At 66.8% G+C, this 18626-nt stretch carries 15 protein-coding genes, 1 tRNA gene and 1 pseudogene; 7 read left to right on the top strand and 10 right to left on the bottom strand.

From position 1 onward, the window contains the following. Positions 1–39: 39 nt before the first annotated feature. Both queE and queC read left to right on the top strand, forming a co-directional pair. Positions 40–741 carry a 7-carboxy-7-deazaguanine synthase QueE gene (gene queE / locus ACSYAO_RS16970; protein ID WP_049463254.1) on the top strand — a complete coding sequence of 234 codons (702 nt, stop codon included), beginning with the start codon at positions 40–42 and terminating at the stop codon, positions 739–741. 78 nt (positions 742–819) lie between these two features. Then, on the top strand, positions 820–1485 hold the full coding sequence (gene queC / locus ACSYAO_RS16965; protein ID WP_049422913.1) for a 7-cyano-7-deazaguanine synthase QueC: 666 nt from the start codon (positions 820–822) through the stop codon (positions 1483–1485). A 122-nt stretch (positions 1486–1607) separates the two neighbouring features. Here the strand turns inward: queC and ACSYAO_RS16960 are convergent, their stop codons facing one another. Beyond that, on the bottom strand, positions 1608–2564 hold the full coding sequence (locus ACSYAO_RS16960) for a DUF2268 domain-containing putative Zn-dependent protease (RefSeq protein ID WP_149908702.1): 957 nt from the start codon (positions 2562–2564) through the stop codon (positions 1608–1610). Positions 2565–2743: 179 nt separating this feature from the next. On the opposite strand from ACSYAO_RS16960, the gene ACSYAO_RS16955 reads away from it, so the two are divergent. Next, positions 2744–2819 (top strand) — tRNA-Lys (locus ACSYAO_RS16955). A gap of 75 nt (positions 2820–2894) precedes the next feature. Here ACSYAO_RS16955 and ACSYAO_RS16950 read toward each other — a convergent pair. After that, positions 2895–3212, bottom strand: a complete 318-nt coding sequence (locus tag ACSYAO_RS16950; RefSeq protein WP_049463266.1) for a hypothetical protein — start codon at positions 3210–3212, stop codon at positions 2895–2897. Positions 3213–3797: 585 nt separating this feature from the next. On the opposite strand from ACSYAO_RS16950, the gene ACSYAO_RS16945 reads away from it, so the two are divergent. Both ACSYAO_RS16945 and ACSYAO_RS16940 read left to right on the top strand, forming a co-directional pair. Beyond that, positions 3798–4649: an alpha/beta hydrolase gene (locus ACSYAO_RS16945; protein WP_049463257.1), complete on the top strand. Its 852-nt coding sequence runs from the start codon at positions 3798–3800 to the stop codon at positions 4647–4649. An 84-nt stretch (positions 4650–4733) separates the two neighbouring features. Further along, a pseudogene (locus tag ACSYAO_RS16940) lies at positions 4734–5673 on the top strand (alpha/beta hydrolase). A 108-nt stretch (positions 5674–5781) separates the two neighbouring features. Here the strand turns inward: ACSYAO_RS16940 and ACSYAO_RS16935 are convergent. After that, entirely contained in the window at positions 5782–6207 is a 426-nt protein-coding gene (locus tag ACSYAO_RS16935) for a response regulator (RefSeq protein WP_049400506.1), read from the bottom strand. A gap of 94 nt (positions 6208–6301) precedes the next feature. Further along, complete coding sequence (locus ACSYAO_RS16930; RefSeq protein ID WP_149908701.1) at positions 6302–7069, bottom strand: CPBP family glutamic-type intramembrane protease; 768 nt, start codon at positions 7067–7069, stop codon at positions 6302–6304. Positions 7070–7218: 149 nt separating this feature from the next. Here ACSYAO_RS16930 and ACSYAO_RS16925 point away from each other — a divergent pair, with 149 nt between their 5' ends. Next, positions 7219–7539 carry a zf-TFIIB domain-containing protein gene (locus ACSYAO_RS16925; protein WP_049463260.1) on the top strand — a complete coding sequence of 107 codons (321 nt, stop codon included), beginning with the start codon at positions 7219–7221 and terminating at the stop codon, positions 7537–7539. Between the two features lie 112 nt (positions 7540–7651). Here the strand turns inward: ACSYAO_RS16925 and ACSYAO_RS16920 are convergent, their stop codons facing one another. From ACSYAO_RS16920 to ACSYAO_RS16895, 6 genes are all read right to left on the bottom strand, one after another. Then, positions 7652–8164 carry a GNAT family N-acetyltransferase gene (locus tag ACSYAO_RS16920; RefSeq protein WP_149908700.1) on the bottom strand — a complete coding sequence of 171 codons (513 nt, stop codon included), beginning with the start codon at positions 8162–8164 and terminating at the stop codon, positions 7652–7654. Between the two features lie 81 nt (positions 8165–8245). Beyond that, entirely contained in the window at positions 8246–9271 is a 1026-nt protein-coding gene (locus ACSYAO_RS16915; protein WP_149908699.1) for a copper resistance protein B, read from the bottom strand. Continuing rightward, a complete protein-coding gene (locus tag ACSYAO_RS16910) occupies positions 9268–11079 on the bottom strand; it encodes a copper resistance system multicopper oxidase (protein WP_149908698.1) in 1812 nt (603 codons plus the stop codon). The genes ACSYAO_RS16915 and ACSYAO_RS16910 overlap by 4 nt, the downstream gene beginning before the upstream one ends. A 75-nt stretch (positions 11080–11154) precedes the next feature. Next, positions 11155–11538, bottom strand: a complete 384-nt coding sequence (locus ACSYAO_RS16905) for a CopL family metal-binding regulatory protein (RefSeq protein ID WP_049400501.1) — start codon at positions 11536–11538, stop codon at positions 11155–11157. Positions 11539–11623: 85 nt separating this feature from the next. Next, entirely contained in the window at positions 11624–13429 is a 1806-nt protein-coding gene (gene recQ, locus ACSYAO_RS16900) for a DNA helicase RecQ (protein WP_049463264.1), read from the bottom strand. Between the two features lie 429 nt (positions 13430–13858). Further along, entirely contained in the window at positions 13859–14407 is a 549-nt protein-coding gene (locus ACSYAO_RS16895) for a Dps family protein (RefSeq protein WP_006439098.1), read from the bottom strand. Between the two features lie 86 nt (positions 14408–14493). Between ACSYAO_RS16895 and hrpA the strand changes: the two genes are divergently transcribed. Beyond that, positions 14494–18576 carry an ATP-dependent RNA helicase HrpA gene (gene hrpA, locus ACSYAO_RS16890; protein WP_149908697.1) on the top strand — a complete coding sequence of 1361 codons (4083 nt, stop codon included), beginning with the start codon at positions 14494–14496 and terminating at the stop codon, positions 18574–18576. Positions 18577–18626: the final 50 nt, after the last annotated feature.

Here is an 18626-nt window from a genome sequence, read left to right as displayed (position 1 = left end):
TAGCCCACCCGCCACGTGTCCCACCAAGAAGTCCTCGCCATGACCGCCGTTACCTCGTCCAGCGCCGCCGCCACGCCCAGTGAGATCGTGCAGTCGCCCCTGCCACGCCTGAAGATCACCGAGATCTTCACCTCGCTGCAGGGCGAAGCCGATACCGCCGGCTGGCCGACCGTGTTCGTGCGCCTGACCGGCTGCCCGCTGCGTTGCCAGTACTGCGACACCGCCTATGCCTTCCATGGCGGCACCTGGTGGGACATCGACGACATCGTGGCCGAGGTGCTGGCCCAGGGCGTGCGCCACGTCTGCGTGACCGGTGGCGAGCCGCTGGCACAGAAGCGCTGCCTGGTACTGCTGCAGAAGCTGTGCGACGCCGGCATGGATGTCTCGCTGGAAACCTCCGGTGCGCTGGACGTCAGCGCCGTGGACCCCCGGGTATCGCGCGTGGTCGACATCAAGACCCCGGGGTCGGCCGAAGTGGCGCGCAACCGCTGGGACAACCTGCCGTTGCTGACCGCCCGCGACCAGATCAAGTTCGTCATCTGCAGCCGCGAGGATTACGACTGGGCCAAGTCCCTGTTGGCCGAGCACGATCTGGTGAAGCGTTGCACCGTGTTCTTCTCGCCGAGCAAGGGTGAGATCACCGCGCGCCAGCTGGCCGACTGGATCGTCGAGGACCGGCTGCCGGTGCGCTTCCAGATGCAGTTGCATAAAATCCTGTGGAACGACGAGCCGGGCCGATGAGCCTAGGCAGCGTTCCCTGATGTAGCTCCGGCGCGGGACAGCGTGCTGGCTTTCCCCTCCCAACCGGATGTTTTACCCATGAAGAAGGCAGTCGTGCTTCTCTCCGGCGGCATGGATTCAGCCGCCGTCATCGCCATGGCCCAGGAACAGGGCTTCGCCGTGCATGCCCTGAGCGTGCGCTACGGCCAGCGCCACACCTCCGAACTGGATGCCGCCGCCCGCGTGGCCAAGGCCCAGGGCGTTATCGCGCACAAGACCGTGGACGTGGACCTGCGCAGCATCGGCGGCTCGGCGTTGACCGACGACATCGACGTGCCCGAGGCCGGCGGTGCCGGCATTCCAGTGACCTACGTGCCGGCGCGCAACACCATCATGCTGTCGCTGGCGTTGGGCTGGGCCGAAGTGCTCGGCGCCAACGACATCTTCTGCGGCGTCAACGCCGTGGACTACTCCGGCTACCCGGACTGCCGTCCCGAGTTCGTGGCCGCGTTCCAGGCGCTGGCCAACCTGGCCACCAAGTCGGGCGTGGAAGGCGCGGGCATCAAGGTGCACGCACCGCTGCAGTTCCTCAGCAAGGGCCAGATCGTCAGCGAAGGCGTGCGCCTGGGCGTGGACTTCGGCCTGACCGTGTCCTGCTACAACGCCGACGCCAACGGCGCCGCCTGCGGCCACTGCGATGCCTGCCGCCTGCGCGCGCAGGGCTTCACCGAAGCCGGCGTAGCCGACCCGACGCTGTACGCCTGAAATACGGGTGCCGGGCATGGCCCGGCGCCGCCGGGGTCTGGAATCTGGTAGTGCCGGCCGCTGGCCGGCATTCCCGTGGGTGCCAACCTTGGTTGGCACTGTCCGCAGGGCATGGCCCGGCGCTACCGCTGCCGCAACCACCCCGACGCGTCAATAAACGCCCGCACCGCCTCCGGATCGGCATAGTCCAGTTCGATCATCCGCGCGATCCCCGCCTTCTCATCAGCCTGTTGTCGCATGTACCCCTGCGCGATGCGATACCCGGCGTAATAGCCCACATCACTCACCCCGAACGGATTGCGGGCGCTGTTGTAGAGCCAGTTGTCGAGATTTTCCCCGTTCATCTCAGCAATGAAGCGTGTGCGGATTTCCGCTTCGTGTGTTGCGCCGTAGTCGTAGAAGGATAATGCCGGCCGGCGCCCACTCAGTCGCTCCGCCACATACTCGGCCACACCCTCGCGCACCGCGTACTGGGCCAGGCTGCCGGTGGTCTCGCGCTGCTGCGTATGCACGTACTCGTGCAGGTTGTTCTGCGCGTTGTTCGCCCCCGGACGGCTGTCGTAGAAGATCCGCAGGCGGCTGCGCATCGGCTCCGGCAGCTCGCTCACGTCCACGCGCTCATCGCCCAGCGCCATCTCCGCTCCGATCAGCACCTTGTCACCCAGCGTCGTGCCGCCGGTACGCAGAACACCGACCGCATAGGTGATGGTGGCAGGGCGCAGGGCGGGGTAGAGCGTACGGAAGGCAGTCAGGTCCCGTTCCAGTGTGGCGCTGGCCTGCTGCGCGTTGGCGGTCAATGGCCGTACCGACGTCCAGAAGCGCGGCCACGTACGCATGGCCGTGGCGTATTCGCGGGCGGTGTAGTTGCGCACCTGCATCAGCGCATGCAGGCCGGGGCTGCCTGGATCGATGTAGCGCTCCTGCACCAATGCGACCTGGCGTTCAACGTCGGGCTCGGTGCGCACGGCGTCATAGGTAGCCCAGAAGCGGCCGATATCATCAGTGACGACCTGGGGCGGGGCGGCCAGTGCTGCGCAGGGCACAAGCAGGGCGGCAATGAGGCAGAAGGGCAGGCGCATCCGTGGCTCCGGGGAAGGATCACAGATGGGATGCGACGGAGGCCCGGAAGGTTTAAGCCGGCGGCCCAGATCGGGGTAGTGCCGGCCGCTGGCCGGCAACCTCGACGCACCAGGGTTTCACCCGGCCCGGCAAAGTAGGGTAGAATGCCCACCCCGCCGAAAGGCTGGGGCAGTGCAATGGGCCGTTAGCTCAGTCGGTAGAGCAGAAGACTTTTAATCTTTTGGTCGAAGGTTCGAATCCTTCACGGCCCACCATTGCATCCAATGACCCAGGTCATTCAGAAAGGCACCGCAATGCGGTGCCTTTTTTGTGGCGCTCGTCCAGGTCAACTACTTCGTCCGCGCATTCTTCGCTTTAGCCGCCGCCGCGTCGGCAGCCTCCTGTGCGGCCGTTGCTGCCGCATTCGCAGAACGTGCCGCCTCCGCTCTTGCCGCCTCGAAATAGGTGAGCCGCTGCAGACTGGTTCTGCGTTCCAGTTCCATTGCTGCGGCGAAGCTCTCCGGATGCTTTGCAGCACAGGCCTCCTGCACCAGTTGCACGGCACGATCAGACAGCCCGGGCTGGATGTTGCCGAGCAGGCAATCGGCATACGGTACGGGCGCGGCCGGGCTGGCGGCCAGCGCGGCGATGAGCACGGCACTCAACATGCAAACCTCCTTGTAGGTTTCGAAGGGACTGGCGACCAGCCCGTCCCAAGTATGGACCGGTTCTGGGTACAACGGCGGGTACGCCGGCCGGATATCCCGGCACACCCATTCCGCCAGCCTGCGGCAGGCAAAGAACAACCCATCGCCCCCCCTTCATCCAGATGGCAGTCGGGCGTGGCCATCGACCGGCAGCGCTCAGCGGCGTGCAGCATTTCCGCCACGGTCAGCATGCCAACGGCGGCACGCTTCTCGCGTGCCATCGCGGATGCGCTTGAGGCATCCCCAGAATGCGCATCCACGCATGGCGTGGATCTACTTTCGCCTGAGGACAATCGCTGCGATGACGGCTGCGATGCCGACCGGGATCAGGACGACCGCCAGAAGAATGATCCAGTGCCAAATGCTGAAGCCCCCCATGTCCCAACTCCTTGTAGGAAACGACGAATGCTAGCAAACGCGATTGCAGTCATTTCCCGATATAGTTCAAGCATCGCGCAGCGCCATAGCATACGTGCAGGCATGCCGAATCGGCCGACGCCTTGGCCTTGGCGTTATGCTCGGCACTTTCCCAGGATGGGCCGCTCCATGCGCTTGATCGTGCTGTCGCTGTTGTTGTCCGCTGTCTCCGCCGCGCCGTTGATGGCCGCCGAGCCGGCGCCGTCCGCACAGGCCGCCGCCGCAACCCCGCTGGTCATCGGCGAGACCTTCACCATTGAATCGAAGGCGCTGGGCGAAACCCGCCGCATCAATGTCTACCGCCCGCAGCCGTGGGGCCTGGACCCGAAGGCACCATTGCCGGTGCTGTACATGGCCGATGGCGGCATCGGCGAGGACTTCCTGCATGTGGCAGGGCTGGTGCAGGTGCTGAGCGGCAACGGCAGCATGCGTCCGTTCCTGCTGGTAGGCATCGAGAACACCGAGCGCCGCCGCGACATGACGGGCCCCAGCAGCGACCCGCAAGACCAGAAGATCGCGCCCCGCATCGGCGGTTCAGCGGCCTACCGCAGCTTCCTGCGCGATGAACTGATGCCGCAGGTGCGCCAACGCTACCCGACCACCGACGAGCGCGCGCTGATCGGTGAATCGCTGGCCGGCTTGTTCGTGGTCGAGACGTTGCTGCAGGAGCCGACACTGTTCAACAGCTACATCGCGCTGGACCCCAGCCTGTGGTGGAACCGGGGCACGATGTTGGCCGCTGCGGCCAAGCAGTTGCCGGCGGTGACGCGTGCGCAGCCGCGCGTGTTCCTGGCCAGCAGTGGGCAGCCGGAGCTGGCTGCGTCCGCCGCGCAGTTGGCCACGCTGCTGCAGCAGGCGTCGCCGTCGCCGCTGGTGAAGTACCTGCCGCTGCCGGAGGAAACCCACGCCACGATCTATCACCCAGCCGCCTTGCAGGCGCTGCGCACGCTGTTCCCGGCACCGCCGCCGGCGTCGCCCTGATCCGGCGTGGCACTGCACCGCACGACGTGTGAGGATGCGGTAGCGGCGCCACCTGAGGGCGTCGCCCGCAACGGGAGAGCGTGGATGCAGCGTGTGCGTGGATGGAGTGTGGCGGCCTGCCTGGCCGTGAGTGGCTGTGCGATGTCGGTGGCACCACCGGGCAACGCAGAGTGAAGTGAAGGAGGGCGCGGCAGCCGCTGCGCCAGGCGTGGTGCTGCCGGATACGGAAGCGTTGCGCATACATGACCCCGTGGGCCGCGACTATCCGATCTGGGTGGCGCTGCCGGCCGACTATGCGGCGCATCCGGAAAAGCACTATCCGGTGCTGTACGTGACCGATGCGCTGTACAGCTTCCCGCTGGTGCGCAGCGTGCGCAATCTGGTGGGGCAGCAGGGCGTCAACATCGAGGATTTCATCCTGGTCGGTCTGCCGCCGCAGGAAGGCCTGACTTCAAAGCAGAGCCGCTCGCGCGACTACACGCCCAGCAATCCGGCGCGCACGGTCGATGGCTATTACAGTGATGACGTCACCTACGGCGGTGCCGCGCACTACCGTGATTTCCTGGCGACACAGGTGCTGCCGATGGTCGATGCGCGTTATCGCACCGATCCCGCCCGGCGCATGTTCGCGGGTCATTCCTATGGCGCGCTGTTCGGCGCCTATGTGCTGACCACACAACCGGACATGTTCAGCACCTACATCCTGTCCAGTCCTTCGCTGTGGTTCGACCAGCTTCTGCTGCCGCGCATGCAGGATGCCGCTGTGGTTCCGGCTCAGCCTACGCGCGTGCTGCTGTCGGTGGGTAGCTACGAGACGGACAAGCCAGGGCCACGTTATTCCACCGGCAACGACATGCTGAGGCAGGCCGCGGACTTCACTGCCCAGCTGAAGCGCACGGGGCGCAAGTTGAAGGTGGACAACGTGGTGATTGACGGCGAGGACCATCTCACGGTCTACCCGCGGGTGATCACTCGCGCACTGCTGGAGGTGATGCCGGGTGAAGGGCCGTACACCGGCGGTTGATAGGGGGGCTGCATCCACGCATGGCGTGGATCTACCGGTGGTGTTGACGCGGATCCATGCCGAAGAGAAACGGAATCAGTAGATCCACGCCAGGCGTGGATGATTGCCTCAGGCCGCGCTGGCCTGCGGCGGCGGTATCAAGGTGGCATCTGCTGCATGGCGGAAACAAAGGCGGATGGCATCGAGCAGTTCGCTCATGCTGTACGGCTTGGGCAGGAAGTGGATGCCGGCGCGCAGCTGCGGCAGCACGCGGTGCTGGTCCATGCCGGAGGTGACCAGGATCGGCAGCTGCGGCAGGTGCTCACGCACGCGGTTGGCGGTTTCGATGCCGCTGATGCCGCCCAGGCAGACGTCGGTGAACAGCAGGTCGAACGGTTCACCGGCGTTGAGCAGGCCCAGCGCGGCCTCGGCGCTGCTGACAGCGGTGACCTGGCAGGCCTGGCTTTCCAGGGCGAGGCGACTGAGTTCCTGGGTTTCCTCGGCGTCCTCGATCAGCAGGACGCGTGGTTCCACAAAGCGCTTGGACAGCAACATGACGCGGCAACTCCGGACAACAGGGGGAGCGAAAGGCGCGCAAGTATGCGCAAGCCGGTAGTGAGCCCGGCGTGCACGGCAAGCTAAGTGGGCGTTACAGTCGCCCGCGCCGCTGGCGGCGCACGTGCCAGGCCAGCACCAGCACCGCCAGCAGGGCCGTGCCGATGCGCAGGCTGGTGGCCTGCCAGCCGAGCGCGACGGCGTCATCAAGGCTGAACACATTCCAGGCCAGGTTCATCGAAACGTGCAGGACCAGGCCGCACCACAGGGTGTCACCGTCGAGGTGGTCGAGCCAGGCGAAGATGAAGCCGCCGAGGGCGATTACCGCGCCGACGAACAGCGCGATGCCGCCACCGTCGAACCCACCGAAGCCCAGCCAGTGCACCATGCCGAACAGCAGCGCCTGCGGCAGCGCGAGCAGCGGCCACGGACCACGCACGATCTTCACCAGCAGCACGAAGCCCAGGCCGCGGAACAGCACTTCCTCGGCCAGTGGGAACAGCACGGCCAGCATGGTGGCGTCCAGCGCGGTCAGCGCGGTGTTCGGGGTGCCGAGCATCGCCAGGCCCAGCCAGCACGGCAGGCTGGCCAGTAACACCCACATCGGGCCGCCCCAACCATTCCCGCGCAGCCCGAGGCTGCCCAGCAGGCCCATGCCACGGGGCCGCAGCAGCGTGGCCAGCAGTAGTGCCACCAGCACCGCCAGCGCGTTGTCCAGCAGGCTGCCGCCGTAGGGTATGGGCAGGGCGGGAATCGGAGTCCCTGCGGCCGCAGCGATATCGCGCAGGTTCAGGCCCAGGCCAACGCCCAGCAGGACCAGCAGCAGGCGCGCGGCGGTGGGCAGGCGGGACAACGCGGTCATGTACGCACTCCCTGCGGAACAGGGGCCCAGTGTGTGCGACTGCCGCCGCATCGGCACGCGTCGGAAGTCCCTGTGCCATCGGTCATGCGTTGCCGCACAGTCATCACCGCACAGGTACAGTCGATGCAGGACCGACAGGAGCAATGCCGATGCTGTGCCCCGTGTGCAAGACCCAGACCCTGCAGATGGCCGAACGCCATGGCATCGAGATCGACTATTGCCCCGGCTGCCGGGGCGTGTGGTTGGATCGTGGTGAACTGGACAAGATCATCGAGCGTGCCGGTGCCGGTGCCGGTGCCGGTGCGGCCGTGCCGCCGCCCGCGCCTGTACAGCAGCATCCGGCATCCTCTCCGCCGCCGGTGATGCACCGTGATACCCGCCACTTGGGCCAGCGCTACGAGGACAATCGGGGCCACGGATACAAGAAAAAGAAGAAGGACAGCTTCCTGTCGGAGCTGTTCGACTTCTAGGCGCTGTAGAGTCGAGCTTGCTCGACTGGCTCTTGTTACCAATAGTCGAGCAAGCTCGACTCTACGGATCAGGTGCAGTCGAGCATGGCTCGACTCTATATGGAGCGCGTGATCACGGCCGCCGCAGGATGAACTCGCGGTCGTGGGTGTCGCCGACGATGAAGTCGTACTCGCCAACCTTGCTGCAGCCGTAACGCGCATAGAAGCGCTGTGCACCGAAATTCTCTTCCCACACGCCCACCCACAGGGTGCGGCGCTGCGGCTGGTCCAGCCAGGCCATGAACGCGTCCATCAGGCGTGCACCGTGGCCGTCGTTCTGGTGTGCGGCCAGGATGTAGAACCGCTTCAGTTCGATGTCGCCGTCGCGTGCATCCGTGTGCGGCAGGGTGTTGGCACCGGCGGCCAGATAGCCGACCACGGCGTCACCGTCCATCAACAGCCAGATGGCACTGCGTGGATCGGACAGTTCGATGCGCTGCGGCTCGCTGCTGTAGTGCGCCTGCAGGAAATCGTGCAGCTCCTGCGGCGGATAGGAATCGCCCCAGGTTTCGTTGTAGGTGGCAATCGCGATGGCCGACAGCGCGTCGACGTCGGCAAGGGTGGCGCGGCGGATCTGCAACGACATGGCGGTGCCTGCATTGGAACGTGGCGCAGTGTAGCCGGCCCCGGCGGCTGCCGGGGCTGGCCATTGCTCACGATCTGCTGCTCAGAACCACATGCGCACGCCAGCCACCCAGCGCGTGTCGCGCGCGTGGTCACCGGCATAGTCGGCGGTGTCACCAAACGTGCGTTCGTGGCTGATGCCGATGTAGGGCGCGAAGCGGCGGCTGAACTCATAGCGCAGTCGCAGCCCGGCTTCGACCTTGTTCAGGCCACGACCGATGCCGTACTCCTTCTCGTCCTTGGCCGCGACGGTGGCTTCCAGCAGCGGCTGCAGGATCAGGCGGTTGGTCAGCAGCACGTCGTACTCGACTTCGGCCTTGGCCAGCACCTGGCCGCCGGAGCCCATGTACAGCGTGGCCGAGCTCTCGAACTTGTACGGCGCCAGGCCCTGGATGCCGACCGCCGCCCACGTGCGCGAGTCGGCCGGGCGGAAGTCCTGGCGCACGCCGACCAGCACGTCCCACCATGGCGACACGCTGCGGCCATACAGTGCTTCCAGTGACGACGATTCCGTGCGGCCACGGCTGCGTTCGCCATCGGTGCGCAGCCACAGGCGGTTGATGTTGCCGCCGATCCAACCGGTCGCCTCCCAGGCCTGACCATTGCTGCTCTTGCCATCCCAATGTTCCAGACGGTCGATCAGCAGCAGGCTGTTGATCTCCGGCGCATGCTCCATCGCACCGTGGGCGATGGGCGGGAAGGCCGCGGCGCGGTCGGCGTCGGTCGGCACCGGGATGGGTTCGCGCGGTTCGGTCGGTGCAGGCGATCCGTGGCCCATCGCGGCGTGGTCCATCGTGGAATGATCCATCGTGGAATGGTCCATCGTCGCCGGCTGCCTCGCGCCATGGTCCATCTTCGAGTGATCCATGGCTGAGTGGTCCATCGCGCCCGAATCCATCTTCGAATGATCCATCTTCGAATGATCGACCGGTTCGACCGGTGCCTTCACGGTCTTCGCGGGCGGATCCATCGCGGCCATGTCGTGACCAGCGTGCGACTGCGCGAACACCGGAAATGCAGCGGCCAGGCCCAGGGCCAGCAGGCTGGGGGAAAGCAGTGAGCGGCTCATTCTTCGATCCTCACTTCGCGCATCATGCCCGCTTCCATGTGGTACAGCAGATGGCAGTGGTAGGCCCAGCGGCCGAGTGCATCGGCGCGCACGCGATAGCTGCGGCGGGTGCCCGGCGGCATGTCGATGGTGTGCTTGCGCAGCTGGAACTCGCCCTGTGCGTTTTCCAGATCGCTCCACACGCCGTGCAGATGGATCGGGTGCTGCATCATGGTGTCGTTGACCAGCACGATGCGCATGCGCTCGCCGTAGTTCAGCCGCAGTGGTTCGGCGCTGGCAAACGGGATGCCATCGAACGACCAGGAGAACTTCTCCATGTGTCCGGTCAGGTGCAGTTCGATCTCGCGGCTCGGCTCGCGGCCATCCGGGTCTTCGAACAGGCTGCGCATCGCGCCGTAGGTCAGCACCTGGCGGCCGTTATCGCGCAGGCCGATGCCGGGGTCGTCCAGCTTCGGTTCGGAGGCCGAGCTCTGCATGTCCACCAGCGGGTTGTTGCGTTCGCTGGCAGGGTGCTTCGGTGCCTTGCTGGCGGCATCGCCGCCGCCGTGCGCGCCGTGGCCCATGCTGGCGCCGCAGCCGCCTTCCATGCTCTTCATCGCGGCCATGTCGTGACCGCCGTGGCCACCACTGCCCATGTCGTGACCCATGTCGCTCATCGTCAGCAACGGACGTGGGTCGCGCGCGGGAATCGGTGCCTGCAGGCCATGGCGAACCGCCAGCGTGCCGGCGGCGTAGCCGGTGCGACCCATGTCCTGGCAGAAAATGGTGAACGCATCCTGGCCGGTGGGTTCGACCAGCACGTCGTAGGTTTCGGCGGGAGCGATGCGGAATTCGTCGATGCTGACCGGGTGGATGTACTGGCCGTCAGCGGCCACCACGGTCATCTTCAAACCGGGGATGCGCACGTCGAAGTAGGTCATCGACCCGCCGTTGATGAAGCGCAGCAGCACCTTTTCGCCACTGCGGAACAGGCCGGTCCAGTTGCCGGCCGGGGCGGTGCCGTTCATCAGGTAGGTGTAGGTATGCGCGTTGATATCGGAGATATCGGTGGGCGTCATCCGCATCCGGCCCCACATGCCACGGTCGGACAGCGCCGCCGACCAGCCGTCGCGTTTCGCGTCGCGCAGGAAGTCGGGCAGGGTGCGCTTGTAGTAGTTGTCGTGCTCGGCCAGCTTCTTCATGCGGCGGAACAGCGCGCCCGGGTCCATGTCGGTCCAGTCCGACAGCATGATCACGTGCTCGCGGTCGTGGTGGTACGGCGACGGTTCGGCCGGGTCGATGATCAGCGCGCCGTACAGACCAGCCTGCTCCTGGAACATGGAGTGGCTGTGGTACCAGTAGGTGCCCGACTGCTTCAGCTCGAAGTGGTAGTGGTAGGTCTCGCCGGGGCCGATGCCGTTGAAGCTCAGGCCGGGCACGCCGTCCATGTTGGCGGGCAGCAGGATGCCGTGCCAGTGGATCGAGGTCGGGTGGCGTTCCAGCGTGTTGCGCACGAACAGGTCGACGGTCTGGCCTTCGCGCCAGCGCAGGATCGGTGCCGGCAGCGAGCCGTTGACGGTGATCGCCGGGCGGGTGCGGCCGGTGAAGTTGGCCAGCGATTCGCCGATGGCCAGTTCGATGCGGGTGTCGCTGAGCACGGCGGGGGCGCCGGCCAGCCGTGGGGCGGCCGTGGCGGCGGCGAGCGCGCGCTGCGGCACGCCGACAGCGGCGATGCCGGCAACCACGCCGCCGGCGGCCAGGCCCTGCACGAACAGGCGGCGCGACGGCATGGGCACAGCGCCCGGACCGGGGGGAATGCGGGTATTCATGGTGGTGACTCCAGACACGTAAAGACGCCGGCAGGCGGCCGGCTGCGGTGCGCAGGGCGCACGATGCGTGTGGAATCAGCCGATGGGAGGACGCGAGATCGGCGGCAGCGGCGGCGCCGGGCGGCCATTAGCCGGCATCGGCTGCGGGGCCAGCGACAATGCCGGGCCGGCCATGACCGGCAACGGCAGCACTACCAGCAGCGGGTGCTGGGCACAGCTGCGCACGCAGTCCTTGATCTGGCAATGAGCGTCATGGGCGGGGGCCTTGGCCTGCGGAGCCTCGTCGGCCTGCATGCCGGCGTGGTGGTGGCAGTCGGCGGTGCCGCCGTCAACAGCAGTGGCTACGGCGTGCGCCATCCGGCCCATTTCCTCGTGACCACTGGCCATGGCCGCGTTCAGCCCGTTGAGCAACAGGCTGAGCATGAGCACGACACGGAGCAGGGTCGAGGCCAGGGACATGGCGCTAATCTAGCTGCAAGCGGGCGCGGATGCACTTCCGGCTGAATGGCCGGTTCAAGGTTGGACCAGCACCAATGTAGAGCCGCTACCCTTCTTCGCGCACGATCTCGACCAGGCGCGGGCCGTAGCGGCTCAGCTTGGTGCCACCGATGCCGCCGACCCGGGCCAGTTCGTCCAGGCTGGTCGGGCGCTGTTCGGCGATGTTGCGCAGAGTGCTGTCGTGGAAGATCACGAAGGCCGGCACGTTCTGTTCGCGGGCCAGTTCGGCACGCAGGCCGCGCAGCGCGTTGAACAGCGCCAGATCCTGCGGCAGCACCGACAGGCCGGTGCGCTGCGCGCTGCGCTCGCGCCCGCTGGTGCTGCTGGCCGGGTCGCGGCGCATGCTGATCTGGCGGCGGCCGGTCAGCACGTCGCGGCTTGCATCGGTCAGGCGCAGGCCACCGTGGCCCTCGCTGTCCACCTCCAGCAGGCTGGCGGCGACCAGCTGGCGGAACACGCTGCGCCAGGTGCGTGCATCCAGGTCACGGCCGATCGCATAGGTGCTGAGCTTGTCGTGGCCCTGCTGCTTCACCTTTTCGTTCTCGCTGCCGCGCAGGACGTCGATCAGGTGACCGACGCCGAAGCGCTGGCCGCTGCGATAGACACAGCTCAGCGCCTTCTGCGCCGGAATGGTCGCGTCCCACGAGGCCGGCGGCGTCAGGCAGTTGTCGCAGTTGCCGCAGGGCTGGGGATAGGTCTCGCCGAAACCGGCCAGCAGCACCTGGCGGCGGCACTGCATGGATTCGCAGTAGCCCAACAGATGGTCCAGCTTGGACCGCTCCAGCTGCTTGCGCTCTTCGCCGGCTTCGGACTGCTCGATCATCTGCTTGAGCAGCACCACGTCACCCAGGCCGTAGCACAGCCAGGCCTCGGCGGCCTCGCCATCGCGGCCGGCGCGACCGGTTTCCTGGTAGTAGCCTTCCATCGACTTGGGCAGGTCGGTATGCGCGACGAAGCGCACGTCCGGCTTGTCGATGCCCATTCCGAAGGCGATGGTGGCGCACATCACGATGCCATCCTCGCGCAGGAAGCGGCGCTGGTTGCTGGCGCGTACTTCCGGTGGCAGGCCGGCATGGTAGGGCAGGGCGTTGAAGCCCTGGCCGCAGAGGAATTCGGCGGTCTCTTCGACCTTGCGCCGCGACATGCAGTAGACGATGCCGGCCTCGCCGCGGTGGCCGCGCAGGAAATCGGTCAGCTGCTTGCGGGCGTTGTCCTTCTGCACCACGGTATAGCGGATGTTGGGGCGGTCGAAGGAGCTGACGAAGTGGCGTGCTTCCTGCAGATCGAGGCGCTCGGCGATCTCGCGCTGGGTCGGCGGATCGGCGGTGGCGGTGAGCGCGATCCGCGGGATCTGTGGCCAACGCTCGTGCAGCACGGTCAGCTGGCGGTATTCGGGGCGGAAATCATGGCCCCACTGCGACACGCAGTGTGCTTCGTCGATGGCGAACAGGGCGATCTGGCTGCGCGACAACAGCGACAGGAAGCGACCGGTCAGCAGCCGCTCGGGAGCGACATAGAGCATGTCCAGCTCGCCCGCGAGCAGTTCGCGCTCGACGCGGCCGGCGGTCTCGGCGTCCAGGGTCGAGTTCAGGTACTCGGCACGCACGCCGAGCTGGCGCAGGGCTTCGACCTGGTCCTGCATCAGCGCGATCAGCGGCGAGATGACGATGCCACAACCGTCACGCAGCAGGGCCGGCACCTGGTAGCAGAGCGACTTGCCACCGCCGGTGGGCATCAGCACCAGGGCATCATGACCGGCAGCCACATGCTCCACGATGTCCTGCTGGGGACCACGGAAATCGTCGTAACCAAAGACGCGTTGAAGCAGGTCGTGCGCGGGACGGGAAGCCATCCGGCTAGTTTACCCCGGCGGGGGTTCGGCAGGGCTGCGCCCTGCACCTGCAGAAGCCTTCAAGCCAGAGCAACGTCAAAGGCAACAGCCGGCTCTGGGGTGATCCGTGGGTTGGCGGGGCGGTGTCGGATTGCGGGGACGCCGCAAGTACGTCCGTGTAGGCTTGGCAGCCGCATCCATGCGGCTGACACCCCGCAATCCGACACCGCCTCGCCCTCGACAGGTTCACGCGGCTGTTGGTAGGTGTCGACCTTGGTCGACACATCTTTCAGATATCGAGTGAATTCATCCGTGTCGACCAAGGTCGACACCTACCAGAGCGGACCCCACCCCGCCAACCCACAGATAGCCAGCTTCTGCTCTGGCTCTGGCCTTGGCTTCAAGGCCTCTGCGGGTGCAGGGCGCAGCCCTGCCGGGGCCCCCAAACTCTTACTGAAGCAGCGAGCGCAGCATCCAGGCGTACTTCTCGTGGGTCTGCAGGCGCTGGGTCATCAGATCCTCGGTCGGGGCGTCGTCACCCTTGGCCGCCACGTCCAGCACTTCACGTGCCGTACGACAGACCGCTTCGTTGGCGACCACCAACTGGCGTACCATTTCACGCCAGTCCGCACTGTCGGTCAGGCCCGGTTCCTCGGCGATCGAGGTCAGCGCAGCGAATTCCCGGTAGGAGCCCGGGGCATTGAAGCCCAGCGCGCGGATGCGCTCGGCCACGTCGTCCAGTGCCGCCCACTGCTCGGTGTACTGCGTCTCGAACATGGTGTGCAGCGAGTTGAACATCGACCCGGTCACGTTCCAGTGGAAGTTGTGCGTCTTCAGGTAGAGCGTGAACGCATCGGCCTGGAAGCGCGACAGACCGTCGGCGATCTTCTTGCGGTCGCCCTGGGTGATCCCGATATCGATGTTCGGCGCCGACGGTGCCGCCGCTGCAAGCTTCTGCTTGCCGGTCTTGGCCTTGGTCGTGCTCTTGGTCTTCGCCATGGGGTTCCTCCTTGTGGAATCGTTGGCCTTCACAATAAACCGGTCGTGATGACTGGTCGCTTTCAAAGTTTTGAACGAACCGATTGATGAACTCTATCGATAAAAATCCATCGCCCCGCCTGCGCCAACAGCGCGCCGCCATCGACGGCGCCATGAGCCGCGACCGGGGCCGTTTGCTGGGGATGCTCTCGCGTTGCCAGGCCAAGCCACAGGATGCGGCATTGGCCGCCACTTTCGAGCAGGCCTTGCAGGCGTCGGTGCAGCGCCGGATGACACGGGCGCAGCAGCAGCCGTCCATTACTCTGGACCCGCAGCTGCCGATTGCGCGTGAAGCCGACGCCATCATCGGGCTGATCCGCGACCACCAGGTCGTGGTGATCGCTGGTGAAACCGGCTCGGGCAAGACCACCCAGCTGCCGAAACTGTGCCTGGCCGCAGGCCGTGGCCAGGCCGGCATGATCGGCTGCACCCAGCCGCGACGGATTGCCGCACGTGCGGTGGCCAGCCGCGTGGCGCAGGAACTGCAGAGCGAACTGGGCCAGCTGGTCGGCTACCAGGTGCGCTTCAACGACAAGGTCAGCGAAGACAGCCGCATCAAGTTCATGACCGACGGCATCCTGCTGGCGGAAATTGCCAGTGACCGCTGGTTGTCGAACTACGACACGATCATCGTCGACGAGGCGCACGAACGCAGCCTCAACATCGACTTCCTGCTGGGCTACCTGAAGCAGCTGCTGCGCAAGCGGCCGGACCTGAAGCTGATCGTCACCTCGGCCACCATCGACACCGAACGCTTCGCCCAGCATTTCGACAATGCGCCGGTGATCAGCGTCGAAGGCCGTACCTATCCGGTGGAAGTGCGCTACCGCGCGCTGGAAGGCGAGGGCGAAGACCAGGGCGAACGCACCGTCAACGACGCCATCGTGTCGGCCATTGACGAGATCACCCGCCTGGATGCGCGCGGCGACGTACTGATCTTCCTGCCGGGCGAGCGCGAGATCCGCGATGCGCACCAGTCGCTGGAGCGCCGCAAGTACCGCAACACCGAGGTGCTGCCGCTGTACGCGCGCCTGTCCAACCAGGACCAGGACCGGGTGTTCAACCCCGGGCCGAACCGGCGCATCGTGCTGGCCACCAACGTGGCGGAAACCTCGCTGACGGTGCCGCGCATCCGTTACGTGGTCGATCCGGGCTTCGCCCGCGTCAAGCGCTACAGCCCGCGCAACAAGCTGGACCGCTTGCACATCGAGCCGATCTCGCAGGCCAGCGCCAACCAGCGCAAGGGCCGCTGCGGACGTATCGCCGAAGGTATCTGTTACCGCCTGTACGCCGAAGCTGATTTCCAGGCGCGGCCCGAATTCACCGATCCGGAAATCCGCCGCTCCAGCCTGGCCGGGGTGATCCTGCGCATGCTGCAGCTGGGCCTGGGCCGCATCGAGGATTTCCCGTTCCTGGAAGCGCCGGACGAGCGTGCGGTGGCCGATGGCTGGCAGCAACTGACCGAACTGGGCGCGATCGACGCCGAGCGGCGCATGACTACCATCGGCAAGCAGATGGCACGCCTGCCGGTGGACGTGAAGCTTGCGCGCATGCTGGTGGCCGCGCAGGCCGCAGGCTGCCTGCGGCCGATGCTGGTGATCGCCTCGTTCCTGGGCATCCAGGACCCGCGCGAACGCCCACCCGAAGCGCGTGGTGCGGCCGACAGCGCGCACGCGCAGTTCGCCGATGGCCGCTCCGAGTTCGTTGGCGTGCTGCGCCTGTGGGATGCCTACCGGCAGGCCCATGAAGACCTGACCCAATCCAAGCTGCGCGACTGGTGCGGACGTCATTTCCTCGGCTTCCTGCGCATGCGCGAGTGGCGCGAGCTGCATCGCCAGCTGCGGCTGCTGTGCGAGGAACTGGGCTGGAAGGAGGAGGCCAGCGAGGCGTCGATGGCGCCGTTGCTGGCCGGCAGCAGTACGCCGGCACCGGCGCGTGACGACGCGGCGGCGGTGAAAGCCACCCGGGGCCAGCTGCACCGCGCCGCGCGCCTGGCCCGCGAAGGCAAGGCCGAGGCCGCACCGGCGCCGGTGGCCGTGCGCGCGCAGAAGGAACAGGCGCCGGTTGGCGGCGGTTTCAGCGAACGCATGCGCGCCGCCGCCTACCAGACCCTGCACCGGGCGCTGGTGGCGGGCCTGCCGACGCAGATCGGCCACCGCACCGAGAAGGGCGATTTCCAGGCGCCACGCCAGCGCCGCTTCCTGCCGTTCCCGGGTTCGGCGCTGTCCAAGCGGCCGCCGCCGTGGCTGCTGGTGGCCAATCTGCTGGATACGCAGAAGGTGTGGGGCATGACCCTGGCCGCGATCGAGCCGGACTGGGTCATCGCCGAACTGCCGCATCTGCTGCTGCGCAAGCACTTCGACCCGCACTGGTCGCGCGCGCAGGGCCAGGTGCTGGCTTCCGAGCAGATCAGCCTGTTCGGCCTGGTGCTGGCGCCGAAGAAGCCGGTGCACTACGGCCGCATCGCGCCGGGCGAAGCGCACGACATCTTCGTGCGCCAGGCACTGGTGACCGGTGAGATCAACACCCGCGCCAGCTTCGTGGCCGACAACCAGAAAGTGCTGGAGATCGCCCGCGAGGAAGAAGCCAAGCTGCGCCGTGCTGGCATCGTTGCCGACGAGGACTGGCAGGCGCGCTGGTACCTGGACCGGGTGCCGCCGCAGATCCATTCGGCCGCGGGGCTGGATACCTGGTGGAAGGGGCTGGCGCCGGAACAGCGCAAGACCCTGCACTGGTCGCTGGTCGATCTGTTGCCGGGTGAGGGCAGCGAACAGGAGCGCTATCCGAAGTACCTGCCGCTGGGCCAGGCGCGCCTGCCACTGCATTACCGCTTCGAACCGGGTGCCGACGACGATGGCGTGACCCTGGACGTACCGCTGCACCTGCTCAACGCACTGGACCCGGTGCAGCTGGGCTGGCTGGCGCCGGGTTTCGTCGCCGACAAGGCCTCGGCACTGATCCGCAGCCTGCCCAAGGCGATGCGCCGCAACTACGTGCCGGCACCGGACTTCGGCCGCGCGTTCTACGAGGCGTTCCCGCAGCCCAGCGCCGATGCCATTACCGGCGAACTGGCGCGCTTCCTGTCACGTGCGACCGGCGCAACGGTGACCGCGCTCGATTTCGAGCCTGGTTCGATCGAACCGCACCTGCACATGAACCTGCGGCTGCGCGACGAGCAGGGCAAGGTGCTGGCGACCTCGCGCGATCTGGACACGCTGCGCGCGAAATTCGGTGGTCGTGCCGGCGATGCGTTCGCTGCACGCGCTGGGCGCGAGATGGCCGCCGATGGCCTTCGCACGTTCCCGGCCACGCCGATTCCGCTGCAGGTACCCGGTGAAGCGGGCGTGCCGGCTTATCCGGCGCTGCTGGACGAGGGCGACAGCGTGGCGCTGCGCATCTTCGCCGATCGCCAGCAGGCGCTGGAGGCCCATCCGCTGGGCGTGCGCCGTCTGCTGGAGATTGCCCTGGCCGAGAAGGTGAAGCAGGCACGCAAGCAGCTGCCGGTCGGTGCCAAGACCGGCCTGTTGTATGCGGCGATCGAGTCGCAGGAGCGCCTGCGTGGTGACCTGGTCGATGCGGCGATGAACGCGGTGCTGGCCGAGGGGCTGGAAGACATCCGCGATGCGGCAGCCTTCGAGCAGCGTCGTGAGCATGCGGCCAAGGCGCTGTTCGGCGAGGCCATGTCGCGGCTGAAGCTGGCCGAAACCATCCTGGCGCTGGTGGCGGAACTGAAGCCGATGCTGGAAGCACCGTTGATGGGCTGGGCGCGCGGCAATCTGGACGACATGGAAGCGCAGCTGGTCGGGCTGATCCATCCCGGCTTCCTGCGTGACACGCCGGCCGACTCGCTGGCGCAGTACCCGCGCTACCTGAAGGCGATGATCCTGCGTACCGAGCGTGCCAAGCGTGATCCGCCACGTGACCAGGCACGCATGCTGGAACTGCATCCGTTCCTGGAGGCGTTGGCAGCGGGGGAGCAGCAGGGACTGCGCGAACGCCCGCAATGGCAGGCCCTGCGCTGGGACCTGGAAGAGCTGCGGGTATCGCTGTTCGCGCAGGAGCTGGGTGCGCGCACCGGCATCTCGGCGAAGAAGCTGGCGCAGCGGGTGACCGCATTGCGCCAGGCGTGACGTCGTTGCTGCAGAGCCGAGCCCACGCTCGGCTCTGCAGCAACGTCACG

It is taken from the genome of Stenotrophomonas sp. STK16_22 (genome assembly GCF_051984505.1).
In the GTDB taxonomy this organism is placed as follows: Bacteria; Pseudomonadota; Gammaproteobacteria; order Xanthomonadales; family Xanthomonadaceae; genus Stenotrophomonas; species Stenotrophomonas maltophilia_A.
Note: the sequence above shows the minus strand (reverse complement) of the source record. Positions and strands in the feature narration are given on the sequence as shown.